This is a genomic window from Campylobacter concisus, assembly GCF_003048375.1.
Classification (GTDB): domain Bacteria; phylum Campylobacterota; class Campylobacteria; order Campylobacterales; family Campylobacteraceae; genus Campylobacter_A; species Campylobacter_A concisus_T.
Genome location: NZ_CP021642.1, coordinates 1,479,911 through 1,501,199 on the forward strand (window position 1 = coordinate 1,479,911; position 21,289 = coordinate 1,501,199).

At 40.6% G+C, this 21,289-nt stretch carries 20 protein-coding genes; 5 read left to right on the forward strand and 15 right to left on the reverse strand.

Translation table 11 applies throughout. The features are described from left to right. Positions 1 to 68: 68 nt before the first annotated feature. A complete protein-coding gene (locus tag CCS77_RS07355) occupies positions 69 to 392 on the forward strand; it encodes a hypothetical protein (RefSeq protein ID WP_107917009.1) in 324 nt (107 codons plus the stop codon). Positions 393 to 763: 371 nt separating this feature from the next. On the opposite strand, the gene recG is transcribed toward CCS77_RS07355, so the two are convergent. The 3 genes from recG to CCS77_RS07375 are packed head-to-tail and all read right to left on the reverse strand — an operon-like array spanning position 764 to position 4,850. Next, positions 764 to 2,584 carry an ATP-dependent DNA helicase RecG gene (gene recG, locus CCS77_RS07365; RefSeq protein WP_107917010.1) on the reverse strand — a complete coding sequence of 607 codons (1,821 nt, stop codon included), beginning with the start codon at positions 2,582 to 2,584 and terminating at the stop codon, positions 764 to 766. After that, a complete protein-coding gene (locus CCS77_RS07370) occupies positions 2,574 to 3,803 on the reverse strand; it encodes a M16 family metallopeptidase (RefSeq protein WP_107917011.1) in 1,230 nt (409 codons plus the stop codon). Before CCS77_RS07370 ends, recG begins: the two co-directional genes overlap by 11 nt. Next, a complete protein-coding gene (locus CCS77_RS07375; RefSeq protein WP_107917012.1) occupies positions 3,804 to 4,850 on the reverse strand; it encodes a dehypoxanthine futalosine cyclase in 1,047 nt (348 codons plus the stop codon). 132 nt (positions 4,851 to 4,982) lie between these two features. On the opposite strand from CCS77_RS07375, the gene CCS77_RS07380 reads away from it, so the two are divergent. Next, a complete protein-coding gene (locus CCS77_RS07380) occupies positions 4,983 to 5,195 on the forward strand; it encodes a hypothetical protein (RefSeq protein ID WP_107917013.1) in 213 nt (70 codons plus the stop codon). A 20-nt stretch (positions 5,196 to 5,215) separates the two neighbouring features. Here the strand turns inward: CCS77_RS07380 and CCS77_RS07385 are convergent, their stop codons facing one another. Both CCS77_RS07385 and CCS77_RS07390 read right to left on the reverse strand, forming a co-directional pair. After that, positions 5,216 to 5,608, reverse strand: a complete 393-nt coding sequence (locus tag CCS77_RS07385; RefSeq protein ID WP_107917014.1) for an NfeD family protein — start codon at positions 5,606 to 5,608, stop codon at positions 5,216 to 5,218. Beyond that, the gene (locus CCS77_RS07390) at positions 5,605 to 6,519 is read right to left on the reverse strand and encodes an SPFH domain-containing protein (RefSeq protein ID WP_107917015.1); all 915 of its coding nucleotides are present in this window, start codon (positions 6,517 to 6,519) and stop codon (positions 5,605 to 5,607) included. Before CCS77_RS07390 ends, CCS77_RS07385 begins: the two co-directional genes overlap by 4 nt. Before the next feature lie 80 nt (positions 6,520 to 6,599). On the opposite strand from CCS77_RS07390, the gene CCS77_RS07395 reads away from it, so the two are divergent. From CCS77_RS07395 to CCS77_RS07405, 3 genes are read left to right on the forward strand one after another with little or no spacing between them, the layout of a single operon-like run. Beyond that, complete coding sequence (locus CCS77_RS07395; protein WP_103639350.1) at positions 6,600 to 7,028, forward strand: copper resistance protein NlpE; 429 nt, start codon at positions 6,600 to 6,602, stop codon at positions 7,026 to 7,028. Positions 7,029 to 7,076: 48 nt separating this feature from the next. Beyond that, entirely contained in the window at positions 7,077 to 8,282 is a 1,206-nt protein-coding gene (locus CCS77_RS07400; protein ID WP_107917016.1) for a copper resistance protein NlpE, read from the forward strand. Position 8,283: 1 nt separating this feature from the next. Continuing rightward, positions 8,284 to 9,480 carry an MFS transporter gene (locus CCS77_RS07405; protein ID WP_107917017.1) on the forward strand — a complete coding sequence of 399 codons (1,197 nt, stop codon included), beginning with the start codon at positions 8,284 to 8,286 and terminating at the stop codon, positions 9,478 to 9,480. A 7-nt stretch (positions 9,481 to 9,487) separates the two neighbouring features. On the opposite strand, the gene CCS77_RS07410 is transcribed toward CCS77_RS07405, so the two are convergent. The 10 genes from CCS77_RS07410 to CCS77_RS07455 all read right to left on the reverse strand — a co-directional run bounded on the left by CCS77_RS07410 (position 9,488) and on the right by CCS77_RS07455 (position 21,259). Continuing rightward, complete coding sequence (locus CCS77_RS07410; RefSeq protein ID WP_107917018.1) at positions 9,488 to 10,756, reverse strand: WG repeat-containing protein; 1,269 nt, start codon at positions 10,754 to 10,756, stop codon at positions 9,488 to 9,490. A gap of 103 nt (positions 10,757 to 10,859) precedes the next feature. Beyond that, on the reverse strand, positions 10,860 to 11,711 hold the full coding sequence (locus CCS77_RS07415; RefSeq protein ID WP_107917019.1) for a universal stress protein: 852 nt from the start codon (positions 11,709 to 11,711) through the stop codon (positions 10,860 to 10,862). Between the two features lie 18 nt (positions 11,712 to 11,729). After that, positions 11,730 to 13,928 (reverse strand): polyribonucleotide nucleotidyltransferase, encoded by a 2,199-nt coding sequence (locus tag CCS77_RS07420; protein WP_103599107.1) that lies wholly within the window; start codon positions 13,926 to 13,928, stop codon positions 11,730 to 11,732. Further along, a complete protein-coding gene (locus CCS77_RS07425; RefSeq protein ID WP_107917020.1) occupies positions 13,918 to 14,616 on the reverse strand; it encodes a sodium:proton antiporter in 699 nt (232 codons plus the stop codon). Before CCS77_RS07425 ends, CCS77_RS07420 begins: the two co-directional genes overlap by 11 nt. 12 nt (positions 14,617 to 14,628) lie before the next feature. Further along, complete coding sequence (locus tag CCS77_RS07430) at positions 14,629 to 16,791, reverse strand: LPS-assembly protein LptD (RefSeq protein WP_107917021.1); 2,163 nt, start codon at positions 16,789 to 16,791, stop codon at positions 14,629 to 14,631. Continuing rightward, a complete protein-coding gene (locus CCS77_RS07435; RefSeq protein ID WP_103567670.1) occupies positions 16,784 to 17,233 on the reverse strand; it encodes an RDD family protein in 450 nt (149 codons plus the stop codon). Before CCS77_RS07435 ends, CCS77_RS07430 begins: the two co-directional genes overlap by 8 nt. After that, positions 17,230 to 18,477 carry a phosphoribosylamine--glycine ligase gene (gene purD / locus CCS77_RS07440; RefSeq protein ID WP_107917022.1) on the reverse strand — a complete coding sequence of 416 codons (1,248 nt, stop codon included), beginning with the start codon at positions 18,475 to 18,477 and terminating at the stop codon, positions 17,230 to 17,232. Before purD ends, CCS77_RS07435 begins: the two co-directional genes overlap by 4 nt. A gap of 232 nt (positions 18,478 to 18,709) precedes the next feature. Continuing rightward, a complete protein-coding gene (locus CCS77_RS07445; protein WP_103572917.1) occupies positions 18,710 to 19,351 on the reverse strand; it encodes a uroporphyrinogen-III synthase in 642 nt (213 codons plus the stop codon). Continuing rightward, positions 19,344 to 20,504 carry a multidrug effflux MFS transporter gene (locus tag CCS77_RS07450; protein WP_107917023.1) on the reverse strand — a complete coding sequence of 387 codons (1,161 nt, stop codon included), beginning with the start codon at positions 20,502 to 20,504 and terminating at the stop codon, positions 19,344 to 19,346. Before CCS77_RS07450 ends, CCS77_RS07445 begins: the two co-directional genes overlap by 8 nt. Positions 20,505 to 20,614: 110 nt before the next feature. Next, on the reverse strand, positions 20,615 to 21,259 hold the full coding sequence (locus CCS77_RS07455; RefSeq protein WP_103596958.1) for a cupin domain-containing protein: 645 nt from the start codon (positions 21,257 to 21,259) through the stop codon (positions 20,615 to 20,617). Positions 21,260 to 21,289: the final 30 nt, after the last annotated feature.

Consider the following 21,289-nt stretch of genomic DNA (forward strand, 5'->3'; position numbering starts at 1 on the left):
CTAAAAATTTCTACTTAAATTTACTAACCATAAATGCTAAAATGCAAAATAAATTTAAAGGAAAAACAATGGCTTACCCACTACTAGGCACAAAGATCGTGATCGATGAAGAAAAGGTTTTAAGGGAGAAAAAGTATAAGCTAGACGTGATCTATGAATATTTAGACAAACTTGCTAAGCAGTGCGACTTGATTAAGATTGATAAAAACACCTTTCACGCAAAGGGCGATGAAAATGACTTAGCAAATTTGGGTCTGTTTATGTGTAGATATGCAGTAGAGAACGAATGGCTGACAAAGAATATCAAAGAGTGGATTTGCATTAGCGAGCGAAGTGGCGATGAAGACATGGTAGCAAGGTTTAAAAGAGAGAATATAGGGGTTTGGAAGTGAGCGATAAAAAGGATAAATTTATCCCGTCATATCAAATTTTCATGTAAATTTTAAAAAGAGCCTGCGAAAGATTAAATTTTGCTAGGCAAGGTAAATTTAGGTATAGCGCAAAAGCAAAGACATTTTTAAAACCCTGAGCCATTTTGCCACAGAGAACCAGACTGGTTTGCTAGCAACCTTTTTATTAATAGCGATACTGAAAAAGACAAGACCAGTCGCGATAAAGCTAAATCAACCGCGTAATGGTTGCCATTTTCTATCAAATTTAAAACTAGCCGTAAAAGCTTGCGCCCTCATCTTAAATTTGACGCAAATTTATATCCTCTTAGCCAAAAAAATTATCTACCTTAAATTTAATACAACCCACAAGATCAAATTTGAGCTTTATTTTTAAATTCCGCCACTCTCGCCTTTGCAGCCTGCGTGATATCATCCTCGTAGTCGTAGAAGTTAAAGGTCGCTCCGTGCTGGAAAAAGCCATTTAATATGTCGCCACTTTGTCGGTTTTTCAGATCAAGCTCGGCCACCTTAAAGCCGTCATTTGTCGCGCAAAATTCTTTTAGTCTAGCTGGCGCCTCTTTTAGCTTGGTAAATAAAAAGCAGTATCCATCGCCGCCATTTCGCCCCACTCTACCGCGCAGCTGATGAAGCGTGGCAAGCCCCAGCCGTTCAGCGCCCACGATCACTATCGTATTTAGCCTTGGCAGCGAGATCCCCACCTCTACAACGGTGGTTGAGAGCAAAATTTCACCCTCTTCTCTAAACCGCCTTAAAATTTCTTCTTTCTCTTTATCCTTGCCGTGCGTGACGAAGACATTTTTGAAATTCTTTAGCCAAAAGCCCTGTGCCTCGCTTAGACTTTGGTAGTTTGAGCTCTCGCTGCTCTCAACTAGCGGATAGATGATGGCTACTTGAAAGCCGCCTGCAAGCTGCTTTTTGATGTGAGCTAGCAAAAAGCCAAACTCGCTAGCGCCTAAAATTTGGCTTATTATATTTTTCTTAAACGGCATCTGCTTTAAAAAGCTAAAATTTACGATCTCAGACTGGATTAAACTTAGCGTCCTTGGTATTGGCGTAGCTGAAAACTGCACGAAATTTGCTCGCTCGTCCTCGCTTGAAGCCAGCTCCTCTATCTTTTTGCGCTGGTTTGAGCCAAAGCGGTGCTGCTCATCGACCATGACAAGCGGCGAGTTTGGCAGCTCGTGAAAGAGCAGCGCATGCGTGCCAACGATCAAATTTACCCCGCCAAAGTCTATCTTTTTCTCCCCGCTTCGCACCAGCATCACGTTCATAAAAGGCGGCAGCAGCCTCTTTGCTTCATTATAAATTTGCTCGCTTAAGATGCTTGTTGGCGCCATCAAAATGGCACTTTGCGGATAGACACTAAGAGCAGCTGATAAGATCACTAGCGTCTTGCCACTTCCCACGTCGCCCATTATGACGCGCCTTTTTGCCTGCACAGCGCTAAGGTCGTCTCTGATGTCATTTATGGCGTTTATCTGATCATTTGTAGGCGTAAATGGCAAGCCCTTAAGCCAAGAGCTTATGTCAAAAAGCTTGATTTTTGGGCTTTTAAAATAGGTTTTTTTAGCACTTAGCTTTTTTATGTAGTTAAAAATTTCTACAAATTTTAAGATTTCTAAGCCCTCGCCATCGTTTTTTAGGCGGTATAAAATTTGCACGCTTTGCTCATCTAGTCTTTGCAAATCAGCTAGAAATTTAGCCTCTTTTTCGTTTAACCCTTCGGCTAGTAAATTTTGCAAATTTAGATATTTTAAGATGAGTTTTTTTAGCTCCTCATCTTTTAGCTCGGTCTTAAATTTAGGCACGATCTGACCTATTTTTGTGGTGATTTTTGGATTTACGATCTGCCACGAGCCAAAGGCGTATGAGCAAAGCCCATATATCGCCATCTCTTTGCCTGTCTTAAAAGCGCCGTAGTGCCAAGACTTTGCGTTAAAAATGACGATCTTTACACTACTTTGCCACTGCTCGCAAAAGGCAAGTGCCGTTAGCATGCCAGGGCGAGAGACTAGCGAAGTGATCTTTACATTTATGCAGACTTGCCCCTCTCTTGGGCTCTTAGCGATCGTCGTATCCTCAAAGCCCTTTGGTAGCACGAGAGCAAGGTCAAGCAGGCTAAGCACGCCTATTTTTAGAAGTTTTGCTCTGTCGCTTGCTTCAAATTTCATTTTTTAAGACGCAAAAACTTAGCTGGTTGATCTCTGCGTGGGCTTTTATGAAGCTATTTAGCTCGCTTAGCGAAAGGGCTGAAATTTTATCAAGGTCCTTTAAAAATGCCCCAAGCTCGCCATGCTCGTAAAACTCGCCCTGCGCGATGTCAAGGCGCTTAAATAGCGTCTCAAGTCTAAGTGGCAACGAGCCAAGTAAAAATTTCTTCGCCTGCTCAAGCTCGGCCTTGCTAACGCCTTTTTTACTAAATTTTAAAATTTCCTCTTTTATAACGGCGATAGCCTCATCTTTTTTCTCATTTTTTGTCTGCATGTAGCCATAAAGCTGGCTGTAAGAGAGATTTAGCAAATTTCTAGCGTAGGCGCTGTATGCAAGCCCTCTTTTCACGCGTATCTCCTCCATTAGCCTCGAGCCAAAGCCACCCTCGCCTAGGATAAATGTCGCCACTGCGGCCTTGTATTTCTCTTCTGGCTTTACATCAAATGGCGCGCCAAAGTAGATGTAGGCCTGTTCGCTTTGCCTGATGATCTCGCTACTTTCGCACTTGTCGCTTGGGCTAAAGCGCTCTAGCTTTCGCACCTTGCCAGGTTTTAGTATCTCTAAAACGCTAGCCAGCTCTTTTGTCTGCTTCTCGTCGATGTCGCCACCTAGCACACAAAGCAAATTTGAAAGGTCTAAATGCTCGTTTAAAAATTTGCTTACATCTTCAAGTGTGATCGCTTTTACGCTCTTTTTCGTGCCGATGCTTGGCTGAGCAAGCACGCTTTTTGGATACAAAAGCTCAAAAAGCCCCTGCCTTGCCACGTAGTCAAAGTCGTTTTCATTTGCTGCGATCTCGCCAAGTGTGACGGTTTTGCACCTATTTAGAATTTCTTCTGTTAAATTTGGAGCGCTTATAAGCTCTTTTAGCTTGCCACACGCAAAGGTAAAGTGCTCTTTTAGGCAATTTATATCGATGCAAAATGTCTCAAAGCCGCAGCTTGCATTTAGGCTAATCGCCCGCACTTCAAGCTCTTTAGCAAATTTAGCCGAGCCTAGCTTCATATCACCCTCGTTTAGCAAATTTGCACTTAGCCTTGCAAGGCCTGCTAGCTTGCCATTTTGCGAGCTACCAGCTGCTTTGAAAACTAGCTTTAGGCTCACTACTGGCATCGCTTTTGAGCTTTCAAAAACGACTGGAATTTTTACATTTTTTACATTGATATCTAAAATTTTCATCTAAAATTTCTCCAAAATATCGTAGTTTGTGTTACGCTTAGCTGGGATTTCTCCGACATCTTTTATAAGCTCGATCATCTGGTCTTGATTCATCCTAAAGCTAGCCCCTGCAGCCTTTACGACGTTTTCCTCCATCATTGTGCTACCAAGGTCGTTTGCGCCAAAAAGAAGCGCTAGCTGGCCTACGTAGCTGCCCTGCGTGACCCAGCTGCTTTGGATATTTTTAAAGTTATCCAAAAAGAGCCTTGAAACCGCAAGAAGCCTTAGATAGACGTTTGAGCTTTGCTTTTTGATCTCAGGGATTTCTTGCATGAGCTTTGTATTTAGCCCTTGAAAGCTCCAAAGTATAAAGGCTCTAAATCCAGCCGTTTCATCTTGTAAATTTCTGATATGCTCCCAGTGCTCCACTATCTCACGAGTGCTCTCAACCGTGCCAAACATCATCGTTGCAGTCGTTTTCATGCCAAGCTCGTGCGCCTCTTTGTGTATGCGAAGCCAGTCTGCGGTGTCGCACTTTTTAGGGGCGATGATGTCGCGAACGCGGTCGCTTAAAATCTCCGCTCCAGCCCCTGGCATCGAGTATAAGCCCTTTTTGTTTAGGCGTCTTAAGACCTCTTTTGTAGAAATTTTTGAAACTCTTGCGATGTAGTCGATCTCAACGGCAGAAAAGCCATGTATCGTGATGCTTGGATAGTGCTTGCTGATGTAGCTTACAAGCTCCTCGTACCACTCGATCTTTAGCTTTGGATGAACGCCACCTTGAAATAAAATTTGCGTGCCGCCAATGGCGATTAGCTCCTCAATCTTCTTGCCGATCTCCTCAAAACTTAGCACATAAGCGTCCTCTTCTTTTGCGTGGCGGTAAAATGCGCAAAATTTACAATCCACCCAGCAGACGTTTGTATAGTTGATGTTGCGATCTACGATAAAGGTCGTAATGCCATCTGGATGAAGCTCTTTTTTTCTAGCTAGCGCCATCTTGCCAAGCTCGTGAAGCGGTGCATTTTCTATAAGATCGATGGCTTCATTTACACTAAGTCTTTTCAAATTTAACCTTTTATTTTGCTTATTTTTGGGCGAGAGTTTAGCCAAAAATGCTTTTAAATATGATAAATCAGGCGTTATGAAAAATTAATTTTTAAAGGCTAAAATGTGAGAAATTCTTTAAAGGAGCGAGTTATGAAAAAGATGATATTTGCCGTTATCTGCGGGCTATTTTTAGTTGGTTGTGCCAAAAATGAACCAAAGCCAGCTGGGCCTCAAGATGCAAGTTGTGGATGTGCTCATCATCAAAAAATGATGCAAGAAAATATGCCAAGCTGCCCACATCATGGCATGCAAGGTGCGATGCATGAGCAAATGCCAGCAGACTGCCCAGCTCACGCAAAATAATTAAAGTGCCAAATGGCACTTTATTTTAATATAACTTTGTCGCCTTTAGTGCCTAAAACCTGCACTTTCTCGCCGTTTTTTAGCGCTCCGTCATACTTCCAAAGAGTGCCTTTAAAATAGACCATATTTTCTCTGATCTCGCCAACGCCAGCTTCGTCTAAAAATTCCTCATTAAAGCTCTCTTTTCTAGACATAAATTTACTCTTTAACGGCGCCTTTAAGAGCGCAAGCAAGATAAAGGCAAGCACCAAGACAGCTAAAATTTGAAAGCTCCACTCAAAACCAAAGCCAAAATTTACCGCTCCAACGATGATAAAAGCGACGCCAAAAAAGAGCAGATAAAATGAAAATAGCATAAGCTCAGCCACGCACAAGAGCGCGCCGATGGCTATCATTATAAATGGACTTATCACACCTTATCCTTAGCTAAGAAATTCTTTAAAACGCTAAGCGAGCCGATGAGTTCAGTCGCCTCGTAAGGGACTAAAATTTTATCTTTTGAGCTGTTTTTGGCTAGCTCGCTAAATGCCCCCACCCTGTCACGAGCGAGCAGAAATTCAGCCGCATTTGCGTTTTTGCTCATGCTGTCATTTATCATATCCATAGCCTCTTTTTGAGCCGTTGCGATGGCGATTTGCTCGTATTTTTTCGCATCAGCCATACGCTCGATCGCCTCTGCTTGAAGCACTTTTTCTTGTTTTAGCGCCTCTGCGTTTCGGATGAGCGCCTCTTTTTCAGCCAAGGCTTTTAGCTCGATCGCGCGTTTTTCACGCTCAGCTTTCATCTGCATATTCATCGCCTCTTCGATGCCAAGCGGGACAGAAATTTCAGAAATTTCAACCCTCATGATCTTTACGCCCCAGTTGCCAGCTGCATCGCCAAGAGCCACTTGAAGTGCGGCATTTAGGCGGTCACGTGAGCTTAGTGTATCATCAAGGTTCATCGCTCCTATCTCGCCACGAAGCGTTGTCATGGCTAAATTTGCAATGGCGCGCTTGTAGTTATCTACGTTATAAACCGCCATTTTTGCATCAAATACCTTTAAAAAGACGATGCCATCGACGCTAATATTAACGTTATCTTTTGTGATGACTTGCTGTTTTGTGATATCAACAAGCTGCTCTTTTATAGTTATGATCGCCCTTATCTGATCGACAAATGGGATGATAATGTGAAATCCCCCGTCAAGCACCTTGTGAAATTTACCAAGTCGCTCGATCAGCAAGTTATCTGCTTGCGATACGATCTTGATGCCAGCTTTTAAAAACAAAAATGCAAAAATAACCAAAACAACGACTAAAACGCCAAATGTCTCAACTTGCATCTTCTCTCCTTTAATTTATAATTTGTTATTTTCTTAAGTATTATAATACATTTTAAATTTTATTTTCGAAAAGGATCAGCATGAAAAATTTTATCTTTGCACTAAGTGCGGCTCTACTTTTAGCAGGTTGCGCTACGTCAAACCAAAGCGCGAGCGTCCCACAAGGCAAATGTGAAGTAAAAGGCAGCTGCATGGCTCCAGTAAGCAGCATCGAAGGCACTTATAAGGCGTTTTTACCTTGCGCTAGTTGCATGGGCATAGACTCAACCCTCACACTAAAAAAAGACGGCACATTTGAAAGTGTGATGAACTACAAGTCAAAAGACAACTACAAAGCCGTTAGTAAGGGCAAATACTCTATAAAAAATGGTGTTATCACAACCGTTGATGAGTATAAAGAGAAGAGTTTTTATAAGATCGAGGGTGAGAGCCTAAAGATGCTTGACATGGATCAAAAAGAGGTCACTGGCGAGCTAAAAGATAAATACATCTTTAAACGCGTAAAATAAATTTTAAAGGCAAAATGATATAATTTTGCAATTTTTAAGGAGTTGCAAATGAAATATCTTTTTGCCATACTTATCTCATTTTTCATCATCGGCTGCGCGAAAAATGAAAATTTAAAGCCACAAAATCAAGAACAAACACAAAAATCAAAAGAAGAAAAACCTCTTCTTAGAGATGAAAAAACCAAAAAACCAGAAAAACTAATACTTTCAAACTCTATCTACACGAGCTACTACACGACCTTGCCATGCTCAAACTGCGAGGGCGTGAAGACTATCTTAACTCTAAATAAAGACAAAACCTATACAAAAACTATGCTTACGATGGATAAGGCTGCTACTTTGGTAGAAAAAGATGGCACATTTGATGTCGATGAGAGTGCTATCGTGCTAAAAGATGAAAGCGGCGCGCTTAGCTACTTTGTGCCAAATAAAAACTCACTTCTTCAGCTTGATGATAAGAAAAACAAGCGAGTTGGCGTGCTAGCTCAAATTTATAACTACGAGCCGGTAAATAGGGCTTATAAAGAGAGTTTTTTTGCTAGATTTTCTAAATTTAAAGACAAAAATGGCTTTTTAGAGCTTGTGCTCGTGCCTAGCAAAAATGGCGCAAAGATAAGCTTTTACTCATCGCTAAAAGATGGCTCGCCACTTTGTAAATTTAACTCAGAGCTGCTTTATGACAAGGGCATTTTTTACCTTTTAGACGAAAAAGGCGTGGCTTTAAGTGTGCATAAAACCGCTAACGACATCTTCATAATCGCAAACGATAAAATTTGCAAAAATGCTCACATAAGCGGACACTACAAAAGAGAAAAAGGCAGATCTAACCTCTTTGGCAAGGGCTTTTTTGCTAAACTTACAAATGAGTCAGCAAACGCTGATGTGATGAAATTTTATGGCGCAAAAAACATAAAAAGAGACAATACTAAAAAAGAAAATAGCTACATCGTCACAAGCAAAAACGAGAGAATTTTTGAATACACCTTGCTAAATGGCATCATTACAAGCATCGAAATTTACTCAAACGAGTTTAAAACTCCTGAAAACATCAGCCTAAAATCAAATTTCAAAGATATAAAAAACGCCCTTGTCATCTCTAAATTTCAAAGCGACACAAACAATATCTATCTAAAAATAGACAGCCACGACATGATCATAAAGCTTAAAAATCCACTCGCACAAGAGATAACAAACTTAAGCCAGATACCAGACGAGGCGCAAATAGAGCAGATAACTCTGATGTGGAACCAGTAGTTTGAAAGAGTATCTTAAGCTTTTAAAGGATGAGAGAAATTTCCGCCTTTTAAGCACCATCCAGCTCATGTGCTACTTTGGCGTGTGGTTCTCGCACACTGGCATCTTTACGCTACTTATCTCGCTTGACGCTCCTGTTTGGGCGCTCACGCTAAGTGCGGCGATGGCATTTATCCCAGGTGTTGTCATCGCTCCATTTAGTGGCATTTTGGTGGATAAATTTAGCCCAAAACCTATGCTTGTGATCATGATGGCGGTTGAGACCATAAGCGTTTTTATGCTGCTTTTTATAAACTCACTTGATTATTTATGGTTACTTTTGCTTATCATTTTTATTAGAAACGGCGTTGGCGGGATGTATTTTCAAGTAGAGATGAGCGTGCTGCCAAAAATTTTAAGTAAAGAGAGCCTAAAGCTTGCAAACGAGATCCACTCGATCATCTGGGCAGTCTCATACACCGCTGGCATGGGGCTTGCAGGCGTTTATATACACTTTTTTGGCATCAAAAGTGCATTTTTGCTTGACGGAGCTCTTTATCTTTGCAGTTTTGGCTTTTTATATCTTCTAAAACTAGACGGGCTAAAGCCAGAATTTATAGAAAAACCTCTAAAAATGCTCAAAAATGGGCTTAAATACCTAAAAGAAAATAGGCTCATCGTGCATCTTATATTTTTGCACGCTTTTGTTGGTATCACCGCTTATGACGCGTTGATCGCACTTTTGGCTGACTATAGATACGCAAATTTACTCTCAACCTCGCTAGTTATTGGCCTGCTAAACGCCTCAAGGTCGATCTCACTGATGTTTGCGCCAGCCTTGCTTAGTAAATTTATGAACAAAAAAACTCTCATCTACATTTACATCGGTCAAGGGCTTGGCATCATCATCTGGGCGCTCTCTTTGAGAAATTTTTATCTCTCGCTCATTGGCATCATCTTTGCTGGTTTTTGCACGTCAAGCCTTTGGAGCTACACCTACACACTGCTTCAACAAAACTGCAAAAAAGAGTTTTACGGCAGAGTGATCGCGTATAACGATATGGTTTTTCTTGGATTTAGCGCACTTATCTCATTTGCGATTGGCTTTTTATACGAGCTTGGACTAAGCGTGGAGATGATCGCAGCCTTTATGGGAAGCCTCTTTTTCGTAGGAGCCTTTTACTACCACGTAGTTTCAAAAAGGTATGAGATAAGGTAAAATTGATCTATCTTTTAAAGAAACTAACTAATAAAATTATAACTATAAAGATAACTACTGAAGACAAAAGCTCATGTTCAGAAGACTCTTCCTTCTTACCCTCACTCTTTTTCTCCTTTTCCTCAAACCAATCTCTAACATTGTGCTTAACAGAACCCTTTTTTAAACTCCCACTACTACTAGCTTGTGATAAATTTTCTTTTTTATATGCTTCATTGGCTGCGGTAGTATTGCGATCTTTTAAAATTTCCTCTTTCTTGCTCTTGTCATCTTTTACTATAGTATCCTCATCTTTTAAGGGTACTACTTTGATATCATTTTGACCAAATTTTTCCTCGCCGTCTATTTCTTGCCATTTGCCATTTATATTAATCATATTTTTAACGACAGTTGAGCTCTCTTTAGAGACTTTCATATCGCTTGGTTTTAGAGGAATTTCTACTTTGTTATTGCCATCAATAATTACAGCGTTGCCATCCTTTGAAATTTCTATTTTACTATCTCCATCATGGATCACAAATGTGCCATCTTTTGATGGAATGATCTTATTGTTGTCTTTATCAAAAAACTCACTCTTTCCATTGGCACTAACCTTGGTCCACTCTTGAACCTCGCCATTAGATAGCATATCTTTAAGAGCGTCAGGTCTTGCAAAATTTATTGGGATTTCTACTTTATTGTTATTTTCATCAACTATTACAAAATTTCCATCTTTTGAAATTTCTATTTTACCTTCGCTGTTAGTTGCACCTACCTCATGCCATTTTCCATCTATCTCAACCATATTTTTAACCATAGTTGAGCTTTTAATATCATCAATTTTTATTGACTTTTCTACTTTGTTATTATCACTAATAACTACATCGTCTTTTGAAATTTCCGCTTTATTTTCAGATTCATCTTTTTTAAGCTTGATAACATCAACATTGCCAATCTCTGTTTGAATTTCCTCGCTACTCTCACTGACATTAGGATCTTTTCCGCTACTATCTATCTCAAGCCATTTGCCATTTACTTTAACCTTTGCAAAGCCATTGCAAAAATCGTTTGCATCATCAAATTTACATTCAATTACCTGAACACCATTCTTATCTATAAAGCCAAATTTGCCAAATTTTTTAACCCTGGCCAGCCCTTCACAAAAGTCGCTTGCATCACTAAAATTACATGCAATAACCTGTTCCCCTGCTTCATTTACAAAACCATAGTTGCCAAATTTCTTGATCCTAGCTAAACCTTCTTTAAATTCGCCAACTATCTCAAAAGTCTGCTTCATCCTTCACCACCTTTTTTTGTGACTATTTTATTTATATTTTTTTAAAAAGATACTAAATTTAATATTTTAAAAAGAGAGTGCAAGAGCATAAGCCCTTGCAATTTTATAGATAAACTGGGATATTTGTATGTTCTAAGAAAAATCTTGATGTTCCGCCAAGAACCATCTCCATTAGTCCGTTTTCGCCGTATCTACTAGCTACGATAAGGTCTGCGTTTCTATCATTTGCAGCTTTTAAAAGTGCCTCGCCAGGTATCGTTGTAGTTGCTATAACTTCAAAACTAGCGCTGATATTATGAACCTTAAAGTACTCTTCAAGTTTTTTAAGATTTAGCTCGGCATTATCGCCAAGGCTTGCTTTTGAAGTGATACACTGAACCTTTTTAGCGCTCTTTAAAAGATCGATCGCGCCAGTTAGAGCTCTTGAGCTTTGAGTAGTTCCTGTCCAGCTTACAAGGATGTTATCAGCCCTAAAATCACGCATCTTCCTAGGGATAACGATCGCATTTTTGCCGCTTTTTAAAACAGCCGACTCAAATGTGCCAGTGATCTTGCCATCAAGTGGCACTGCAGCTACGACTAGATCGCAAAATTTACTCTCTTGCTCGACTATGGCGCTTCTTTTTCCATTATGGATCGTGAAATTTGCAGTGCAGACATCTTCGATGACCTCGTCGCTCACCTTTATGCCTAGCTCTACGCAAATTTTATTAAAAAGCTTTTCGTTCTCTTCGTGCTCAACCGCAAGCTCTGACTTGGCTGATTTTAAAAATTCCTCAAAAAGCACTCCACCACGAAGCGTCATTTTCATATTATAAACCACGCTTGGATCTAGTTGGCAAGTGAGGATCTCCATGTGAGCTTTAAACCATTGTGCAACCTTTAAAGCACCGTAAATTCTTGGCTCGATATCGTCCCCTGCTCCTATTGGAAAAAGCAACTTTTTGTATTTCATCATCTATCCTTTAAAAATTTATTCAACCAAAGAGAGCGAAATTTTGTTTCCTTTTTGCTCGCTTACACACACTTTTACCTGATCACCTACGTTTAATGGGCTCTTTATCTTCGAGATGTGAAGCAGACCATCAACTCCGTCTTTTAGCTCGATAAATACTCCAAAATCAACCACGCTTTTTACGCTTCCAACAAACTCATCTCCGATATTAAATGTCGGTTTTACGCGGTCTTTGTCGTGTTTAAATGGCTTTTTGCCAAACGAGCGAGAGTTCTCTTTTGAAGTGATCGAGATGATGTAGTCTTTTGCTGCATCGACGTTTTTCTTGGCGCCGCCTGCGATTTTAACCTCGCCTTTTTCTCTATCAAGGTCGATCGAAACCTCAAATTTCTCGATGATCTCTTTTATAGTCTTGCCAGCTTGACCGATGATATCTACGATCTTGCTTGGATCGACGCTAAATAGTTCAAGTTTTGGAAGTACGTCTTCGTTTATCTCTATATTTTTATCAGCCTGTGTCATTAGAGCAAGGATGTGCTCTCTGCCGCGTTTTGCTTGATAAAGCGCCTCTTTTAGCACCTCCAAGCTGATGCCTCCAAGCTTGATGTCCATCTGAAGCGCTGTGATGCCATCACTTGTGCCAGCAACTTTAAAGTCCATATCGCCATCGTGGTCTTCAAGGCCCATGATGTCGGTTAAAACAGCGTGTTTATCGCCTTCAAATATAAGACCCATAGCAACACCAGCGACAAGTTTTTGGGTATTGACCCCAGCTGCTCTAAGTGCGAGCGAACCACCACAAACGCTAGCCATAGAGCTTGAGCCGTTGCTCTCTAAAATTTCTGAAACGACCCTTATCGTATATGGAGAAGCTAGATCGATGCTTGGTGCAAGGGCACGTTTGGCTAAATTTCCATGTCCAAGCTCACGTCTGCCAGGAGCTTTAAGTGGGCTTGCCTCGCCGACGCTAAAGCCTGGGAAGTTGTAGTTAAACATAAATTTCTCAACCAAAGGAGCTTTTTCAGTTAGGATGTCATACATCTGCGCATCGCTATCTGTGCCAAGAGTAGCGACAACTAGCGCCTGAGTTTGACCTCTTGTAAAGAGGCATGAGCCGTGAGCATTTGGAAGCACGTTTGTCTCGATGCTAATAGGCCTAACCTCTTCAAGCCCACGTCCGTCGGCTCTAACGCCCTCGTTTATGATCTGCTCTCTTACTATTTTCTTTTTATATTTACCAAGGACATTTGAGATGACAGCCTCGTCCCAGCCCTCTTTTTGAGCTACCTCATCGCTTGAAATTTGCTTAGCGATCTTGCCAAGCTCGCTTGCACGCTCGCTCTTTGCCATTTGATTGATCGCGTTTTTAACCTCAGCCTTATAAAATTTATCGATGTAAATAGCGATATTTTCGTTTTCTATCTCTGGCTTTAGCTCAAGTGCGGCATCCTCTTTTTTATGCTCTTTAAACGCCTCTTCATAAGCGCTGCTAGCTCTTAGTATCGCTTTGCCAGCAAAGTCGATCGCCTCAACCATCTTATCTTCGCTAAATTCATTCATCACTTGCTTTTGAGCCATGCTATCACTTAGGCTTGGATCTATCATAGGCTCTATCGCTACCATCGGGATAAGCTGCGTAGTTTGCTGAGGCAAGCTCCTCATCTCGATCATCAAAAGCTCATCTTTTGTGCCAGCCACATATAGATCGATCGCGCTTTGTTTTAGCTCAGAGTTGCTTGGGTTTATGACAAATTTATCATCTATATAGCCAACTCTTACGCCACAAACTGGGCGATTTACAGGGATATCGCTAAGATACAGTGCAACTGAAGCCGCATTTAGGCTCACAACTTGCAAATCAACCTCAGGATCAGCCGAAAGCACCATGACAACGATCTGTGTTGGGTATGCGTAGCCTTTTGGAAAAAGTGGGCGAAGTGATCTATCTATGATGCGAGCCGTTAGCGTCTCAAAGTCGCCTGGCTTGGTCTCGCGCTTGACGTAACCACCTGGGATTTTACCAGCAGCGTAAGCTTTTTCGATGTATTGCACCGTTAGAGGCAAAAAGTCCTCTTCAACTTGCACATCTTCTCTTGCCACAGTTGCTAAAACTACGGTGTTTTTCACTCTTAAAAGCACTGCCCCGCTAGCTTGTTTAGCTACTTTATTAAGGTCAAAAATTTCGACCTGATTATTGACTTCTATACTATATTGCATTATTTTTATCTCCTTGTTGTTTTTGTAACGGTAAATAGTGAGGGCTCTCTTCTAAGATCGACATGATGCGCTCGCTCGTAGCCTCGATCTTTTTCTCGTAATACGAATCCACATCGATAAAATCAACGATCTTGTTTATCGTGTAAATTTCATCGACCATATCATTTAAATTTGTAAAGACATCAGTTGCTATCATCGGCGTTGCGTATGAGATGGATTTTACCTTCACATCAAGCAGCGTCTTTATGCAGATGAGTGCCGTCATGCCAGTCTCACACCCCTCATCGATCAGTAAAATATTCTTGCCCTTTAGCTCTCCTATCAAATTTCCTTTTCTGTATTTATATACATTTTTTAAAATTTTCTCTTCATATTTTCTATGCGCCTCGCCGTAGATGTAGTCATAGCTTATGTTAAAAGCTTTTATGAGAGGATCGTTTAGCACGATATCCTCAGTTTCGCTAACTATCGCTACGTCGCATTCGCTGTTGTTTGGCGCAGGGATTGGCTCGCTAAAGAGCATCTCATAGCTTAAATTTAGCCCCCTGCAAACCACATCAGTCAGGATAACAGACTCAAGCGACATGCAAAGAACTATCGTCTTAGCGTCATTTAGCTCTTTTTTTGGCAAGATCTCGATGAGCTTATTGGCTGCATCTAGTTGATCTTTAAATTTAACGCTTGCCATTATCTAGCCATCTTATTTGCTACTTGATGAAGCGGTGCTGCTTTGTGAAAAGTCATAGTGCAAGCCGCCCATCGGATAGAAATTTATAGTAAAGTAGATGCCACTTTTCTTAGTTGAGGCTGAGCCATTTGTCGTTGTTGTCGGCTCGACATCGTGTTGATAAATTAGCCCGTAGTTCCAGCACTTTCTTTGATGAAGCACACCAACTCTCCAGCTCTTTGTGTAGCTTCTCTCAACGTCGTATTGCCAGCCGCCAATTAGGCTATATTGATGAGGGAGTTTCACGCCAGCGCTACTTGTAAAGTAGTTATCTTTTGTTGCGCTGTTTTTAGCAAGGCTATCGCTCTTTTTCATCGTATGGAGCATATTTATCCAAAATAGATCGTGCGTATAATAAAGTCCATTTTGAACCTTTTTAAGCTCTCTATCTTTGTGTGAATACTCTAGCTTGTTATAAAGGCTAAAATTCTCAAACGGATATAAGTAGATGGCATTTTTTAAATTTGAATACTCATCATCTTTTGTGTAATATCCTTGTGAGATGCTGTGTTTGACGACCTTTCTGCCACTGCCGTTAAAGAAATACTGCGTCAAGTAACCAGAAACTTCCTCTTTGCTCTGATCTTGAGCTAAGAAATTTTCATATTCATTTAGATCTTTATCGTAAATAAACTCGTCGTCTAAATTTCCTTTTCTATATCCTGGCAGCAAGTACTCAGCACCAAAATTTAAAGTGTGATAAAAGCTCTCATAGGCCTTTGCAAGGTCTGTGTGAAGAGCAAATTTATGGTAGTTATTTACAAAATTTGCGTGTTTATATTCTCTTTTGTCATCAAATGAATTTATCTTGTTTTCGTAGTTTATCCTTGAAGCGTAAAGATACTCGTAAAATGAAAATGTTAAGCTATCATCAAACAGTGGCACATGCACTGAAGCTGGGAGCGTAAATTCATACTGAGTTGCCCTAACGCCTATCTTTCTATCATATCTGTGTGATTGAAGATCGATTGAATATAAGATATTTGGCAAGACTATGTCATCTGTAAATTTATGATACTGAAGCGATGGAAGCTCTTGAAGCGTATCTTTGTTTTCGTTCTTTGAGCCGATCTTTTCGGTATCTATGTAGTATTTCGCATAGGCACCAAAGTAGTGATCGTCATTTGCGATAAAGTAGTTAAATTTAGAGGTCACAAGCGAGTCATAGTCATCGTCTCTGCCCTTTAAATTTAGATAGTCTATGTCATTTAGCTTGGTTGCATCTATCCACATACCCTCTTGCAGATCAGCCTCACTAAGGTATTTTATGAGCTTATCTCTTTCATATTTTAGACCGACACCTTTGTGAGTTTTGTTTTTTAGCTCAGCTCTGTTTGAGGTCTCGCCTTTTTGCTTGGCTCGGTAGCTGTTTTTGTCAGTAAATGAACCAAAGCTGATCTCGCCTCTTGAATCAGGCGAATCAGTAAATCTAAAAGCACCGTAAATTCCAGCGCCCCTGTTTGTTCTTATCTGCGGATCAAACTCCAGATCCCACTCATTATAAGGTGCAAAATAGACTGGCTGCTTATAGTAAAAGCCCTCTGACTTGCCGTATCCTAGCTCTGGTGGCAAAAGGCCTGTCCTTCTTGTGGTATCAGTTGAGAAGCCAAAGTATGGCAAGTAAAAGACTGGCACGTTTGCTATGCGAAAGACTGGGTTAAAAAGATGCAAAAATTTACTCTCTTTATTTAGCATGGCTGAGCTTGAAGTGATGCTCCAGTCAGGATCTTGGACATTACAGCTTGAAACCATAGCCTTTCTTACTCTGTAATACTCGCTATCAGAGCTGCTCTCGTCGCTTCTCATCCACACTTCCATGTCTTTGTTCATCATAAAGAGCGACTCAAAGGCAGCGTTGTTGTTTTTTAAATTTAGCTTGGCGTAGTTTGAGCGAGAGACCTCGTCTTTGCCCTTCATCATATTGACATTGCCAAAGAGCTCGATGACTGAGCTATTTTGATCATAGACAGCACAATCAGCCGTCACAAGATACTCTTGCGAATATACAACGACGTTTTTGTTTGCCGTTACGATGCCTTTATCTTGCTTCACGTCATCAGCTAATAGCTGCACATCTTGCACTGCTGCACTTAAACTAAAAACACAAACCGGAATTAAAAATAAAATTTTACGCATTTATCACCACTGTTTTTGCTATTTTGTCTTGCCACGTCTGCCTTGCAGGGTTTGAAAGTGCCCAAGCAAAGCCAAGATAAAAACAAGCTTCACTAACTATCCTAAAGATCGCTCTAACAAGACTTTGAGTTAAATTTGGCTTGTCTAAAATTTCTACATTTATACACATCGTCTTTGTTATCATCTGCCCGGGGCTTGCGCCGTAATACCAAACAAAAAATGTGTGATAGATGACTTTTAGTAGGTTGATCTGCCAAAAAAGATTTAATACTAAATTTCTAGCATCATCAAAGTTAGTGCTAGTAGAAAGTGGCTCCCAGTAGATGATCATAAAAAGAAATACAACTATGATCTCATCGATAGAAAACGCCATGATCCTTTTAGCAAAAGGGGCAAGTGAAATTTCTTCGTTTTGAAGCTTCTCTTCTATCTGCATACTCATTTTAGAGCCTGCCACGCGATATCTTTTCTATAGTGTGCTCCGTCAAATTTGACATTTTCGCAAAGCTCATAAGCCTTATCACGTGCCCCTTTTATGCTCTTTGCAGTCGCCACGCAGACTAGCACTCTGCCCCCATCTGCGTAAATTTCATCGCCCTCTTTGCTCACACCTGCGTAAGCTATATGGGCGTCTTTTACATCATTTAATACTGAAATTTTAGCCTTTGGGCTGCTTTTATAAGGATAGTTTTTGCTAGACATTACGACGCCAACAGCAAATTCATCTTTTAAGCTGATAGGCTTTAGCTCGCCTTTTGCAGCGTTTAGTAAAATTTCACTCAAATTTCCATCTATCAAAGGCATCAATACCTCGCATTCAGGATCGCCAAATCTCACGTTAAACTCAAGCACATAAGGCTCATTTTTCACGATCATCAGCCCCACAAAAAGCACTCCACAAAACGGATTACCTTCGTTTTTCATCCCTTTTAACGTAGGTTTTACCACCTCTTCTTCGACTCTTTTTACTAGCTCACTTGAAGCAAGCGGACTTGGAGCATACGCGCCCATACCGCCAGTATTTGGGCCCTCGTCGTTATCAAGCAAGCGTTTGTGGTCTTGCGCCACTGGCAAGCTTACGAAATTTTCGCCGTCACAAATGGCAAAAAAGCTAAGCTCAAAGCCGTCTAAGAACTCTTCAACCACCACAAATTTACCAGCCTCACCAAAGCTAGCTCCGCTTAGCATGTCGCTAACTGCCTCTTTGGCCTCCTCTTTAGAATTTGCTATGATCACGCCTTTTCCAGCGCAAAGTCCATCAGCCTTTACGACCATCGGAGCACTTAGGGTATCAATAAATTTAAATGCTTTTTCTTTATCGTTTGTATTTAAATATTTTGCAGTTTTTATATTATTTCTAGCTAAAAAGTCCTTCATATAGGCCTTGCTGGCCTCAAGTCTAGCAGCTGCTTTGCTTGGTCCAAAGATGAGCAAACCCTCTTTTTTAAAGATATCCACCACGCCTTCGCTAAGAGGCGCTTCAGGTCCCACGATAGTTAGCTCAATACTATTTTTTTTGGCAAAATTTGCTAGTTCATGAAAGTCTTTTATGTTTAAATTCTCACCAAGGCGTGAGGTCGCACCATTTCCAGGTGCAAAGTATAAATTTATATCGTTTTTTTCACTTTTTAGCTTAAGAGCGATGGCGTATTCGCGGCCGCCACTTCCTATTATGAGAATGTTCATATTATCTCCGTAAATTTAAAAACCCAAGTGGGCGTCGCATAGAAGAGTGGCCCATAAACAAAGCCAATCTTGCAAATAGATGGATACCAAAAGGTTGCAACTTCTCGCTGTTTAAGGCTCAAACGAAGCCACATCGCAAGGCACCCATACCTTTTCGCTAACAAAAAAGTGTTGGACCCCGTAAAATGCTGACTCGCTTCACTCAGGCTTAGAAATTATATAAATTTTTTGCTTAAAGTAACGTTTTGGCAAGTGCGATACAAGCGTTTATATCTTGGTTTTGACTCACTATTGGCGTGGTAAATTTTAGCTCTTTTGCAGTGACCTTTCCGATGCTTATCGTCTGGTAGCTCTCGTCCCAGCCAAAATTACTAAGAAAATTTCTCACATTTATCGGAGACGCAAATATCAAAATGCTATCTTTTGGCGGTTTTAGCTCCATTTTGCAAGGGTTTAAGACATTTTCATAAGCGATGACTGCTTTTATATTTACGCCGCCATCTTGCAAAATTTCTAAGAAATTTGAAGCGCTATCTTTGCCCTTTAGATAAAGCACCTTTTTGCCTTTTAAAAGTGGCAAAATTTCTCTTGCAAAGTCATCTCCGTGTGCATTTTGCCCAGTGTAAATTTGAGTAAATCCAAGCCCCTTTGCAGCCGCCGCACAGCCACTTGCTATGGCAAAAACTGGTAAATTTTCTAGCGCGCTAATCTCATTAAATTTTAAAGCCTTAAAAGCGTTTTTTGAGGTTGCTACAAGTGTGTCATATTCGCTTAAATTTATCTCAAATTTCAAAAACAAGATCTTACTAACGCTTAAATTTATAACGCTCTCATCAGCCGTTTTTGTGTTTGAGACAAGATAAATTTTACGCAACTCTTTTTAGTCCTAAAAATGAGATAAAAGCAAGCACGCTGCAAGCTAAAATGGCTATTGACGTCGAGTAAAAAATGTCACCAAGACCAACTAGTGGAGAGATGACGCCGCCTAAGAAAAATGGGCAAAATCCAAGCACCGCCGAGGCTGAGCCAGCGTACTCCCTGCCCTCATTCATCGCAAGTGATGAGGCCGTTGGTAAGATAAAGCCAGTAAAGAGCAAAAGTAAGAAAAATGCGATGATAACGCCAATCACTTCAAATTTAAAGCAAAGCATAAACGCTATAAAAATACTAGCAAACAAGGTGCCAAAAAGCCCAGTTTTTAGTGCTTTTCGTTCATTTAGCAAGCTCGCTATCCTAGCACCTATGACGATGGCTAGGCCATTTGCCGCAAAGCAAAAGCTGTAGCTTACTGGGCTTAGCAGGTAAAACTCTTGTAAGATAAAAGAAGATGCCGCGATATAGGCAAACATCGCAGCCATCGTAAATGTCTGAATCGCAATAAATAGCATAAATTTCTTTTTTCTTAAAATTTTGCCAAAGACGCTGTAGGTCTGAAGCAAAGGCACTTTTAGGCGGTTAGCAGGGCTTAGGCTCTCTTTGAAGTAAAAATTTGCGATAAATAGCAAAATGCCGATGATCGTTAGCGCCATAAAGATGCCGCGCCAGTCGGTAAATTTAAGTAGCAAGCTGCCGCCTATTGGTGAAAATATCGGAGCAAGACCATTTACAACCATCATAAGACTAAAAAATTTTGTCATCTCGTGACCCTTATAAAGGTCGCTCACAACGGCTCTTGAGATAACCAGACTGCCCGCACTTGCAAGCCCTTGGATGATGCGCATAAAGATAAAAAACTGGATATTTTGCGCAAAAAATATAAAAATCGTGCTTATCGTGTAGATGATGAGCGAGATGGTAAGTGGTGTTTTTCGTCCAAATTTATCGCTGATTGGACCAACTATTAGCTGACCGATCGCAAGACCTGCCATCGAGGTTGTAAGGGTTAGCTGGGTTGCTGAAACGCTTGTGCCAAACCACTCAGTTATGGCTGGAAGTGCTGGCAGGTAAAGGTCTGTGACAAATGGTCCAAATGCTGAAAGCGCGCCCAAAAATAGTAGTAAAAATAGTTTGGAATTTTCTTTTTTCATAGCTCTTCTTTAAATTTTAAAGGGATTATATTATGACTTTGCTTTTTGGGTTATTAATGGTAAATTTAATGTGATTTATAAAAGAGAGAAGCCCTAAAATAGGGCTTTTTTTACATTTTGTCTTTTGTGACGATTAGAAGCATTTTGAATTTGTCTTTCACTTTTAGGCCGTGTGGGATCTTGCCTGGAAGCACGATGCTATCGCCCTTTACTAGATGAAAGCTCTCATCAGCTATCTTTAAATCAAGCTCGCCATCAAGTGCGATAAGTAGCGCATCGCCTGGGGCAGCGTGAGTTGAGAGCTCTTGGTCTTTGTCAAAACTAAGTAGCGACATCGAGCCATTTTCGTTTTTGACAAGCGTCTTGCTAACTATCTTGCCACTCTCGTAGCTAACGGCATCTGCGAGGCTAAAAACACTCGCTTTGTCTAAATGATCTATCATAACATTCTCCTTAAAATCTATTAGTAAATATTTTGTTTTCTTTGTAAATTTGAGCTTTCGCCAGGTTTTTGCCTCGATAAGGCAGGCTTCATCACGCCCAAGCCTCATCTGCTTTTCGCCGTATTCAAGCTGTGCTTCGCCATCAATGACGAAGGCAAGGCTGTCTATAAAAAGCATCTCGTGATCAAGCTCCTCGCCCTCATCAAATGCGTATATATCTACACTTGCGTTTTTGTTTTGAAAGAGCCTTTTACTAACAACGCTTTTTTCAACTATCTTTGTATCTTTGTCAAGATTATAAATTTTGCTCAAGTTGTATCCTTTTTTTGCGAAGGATTATAA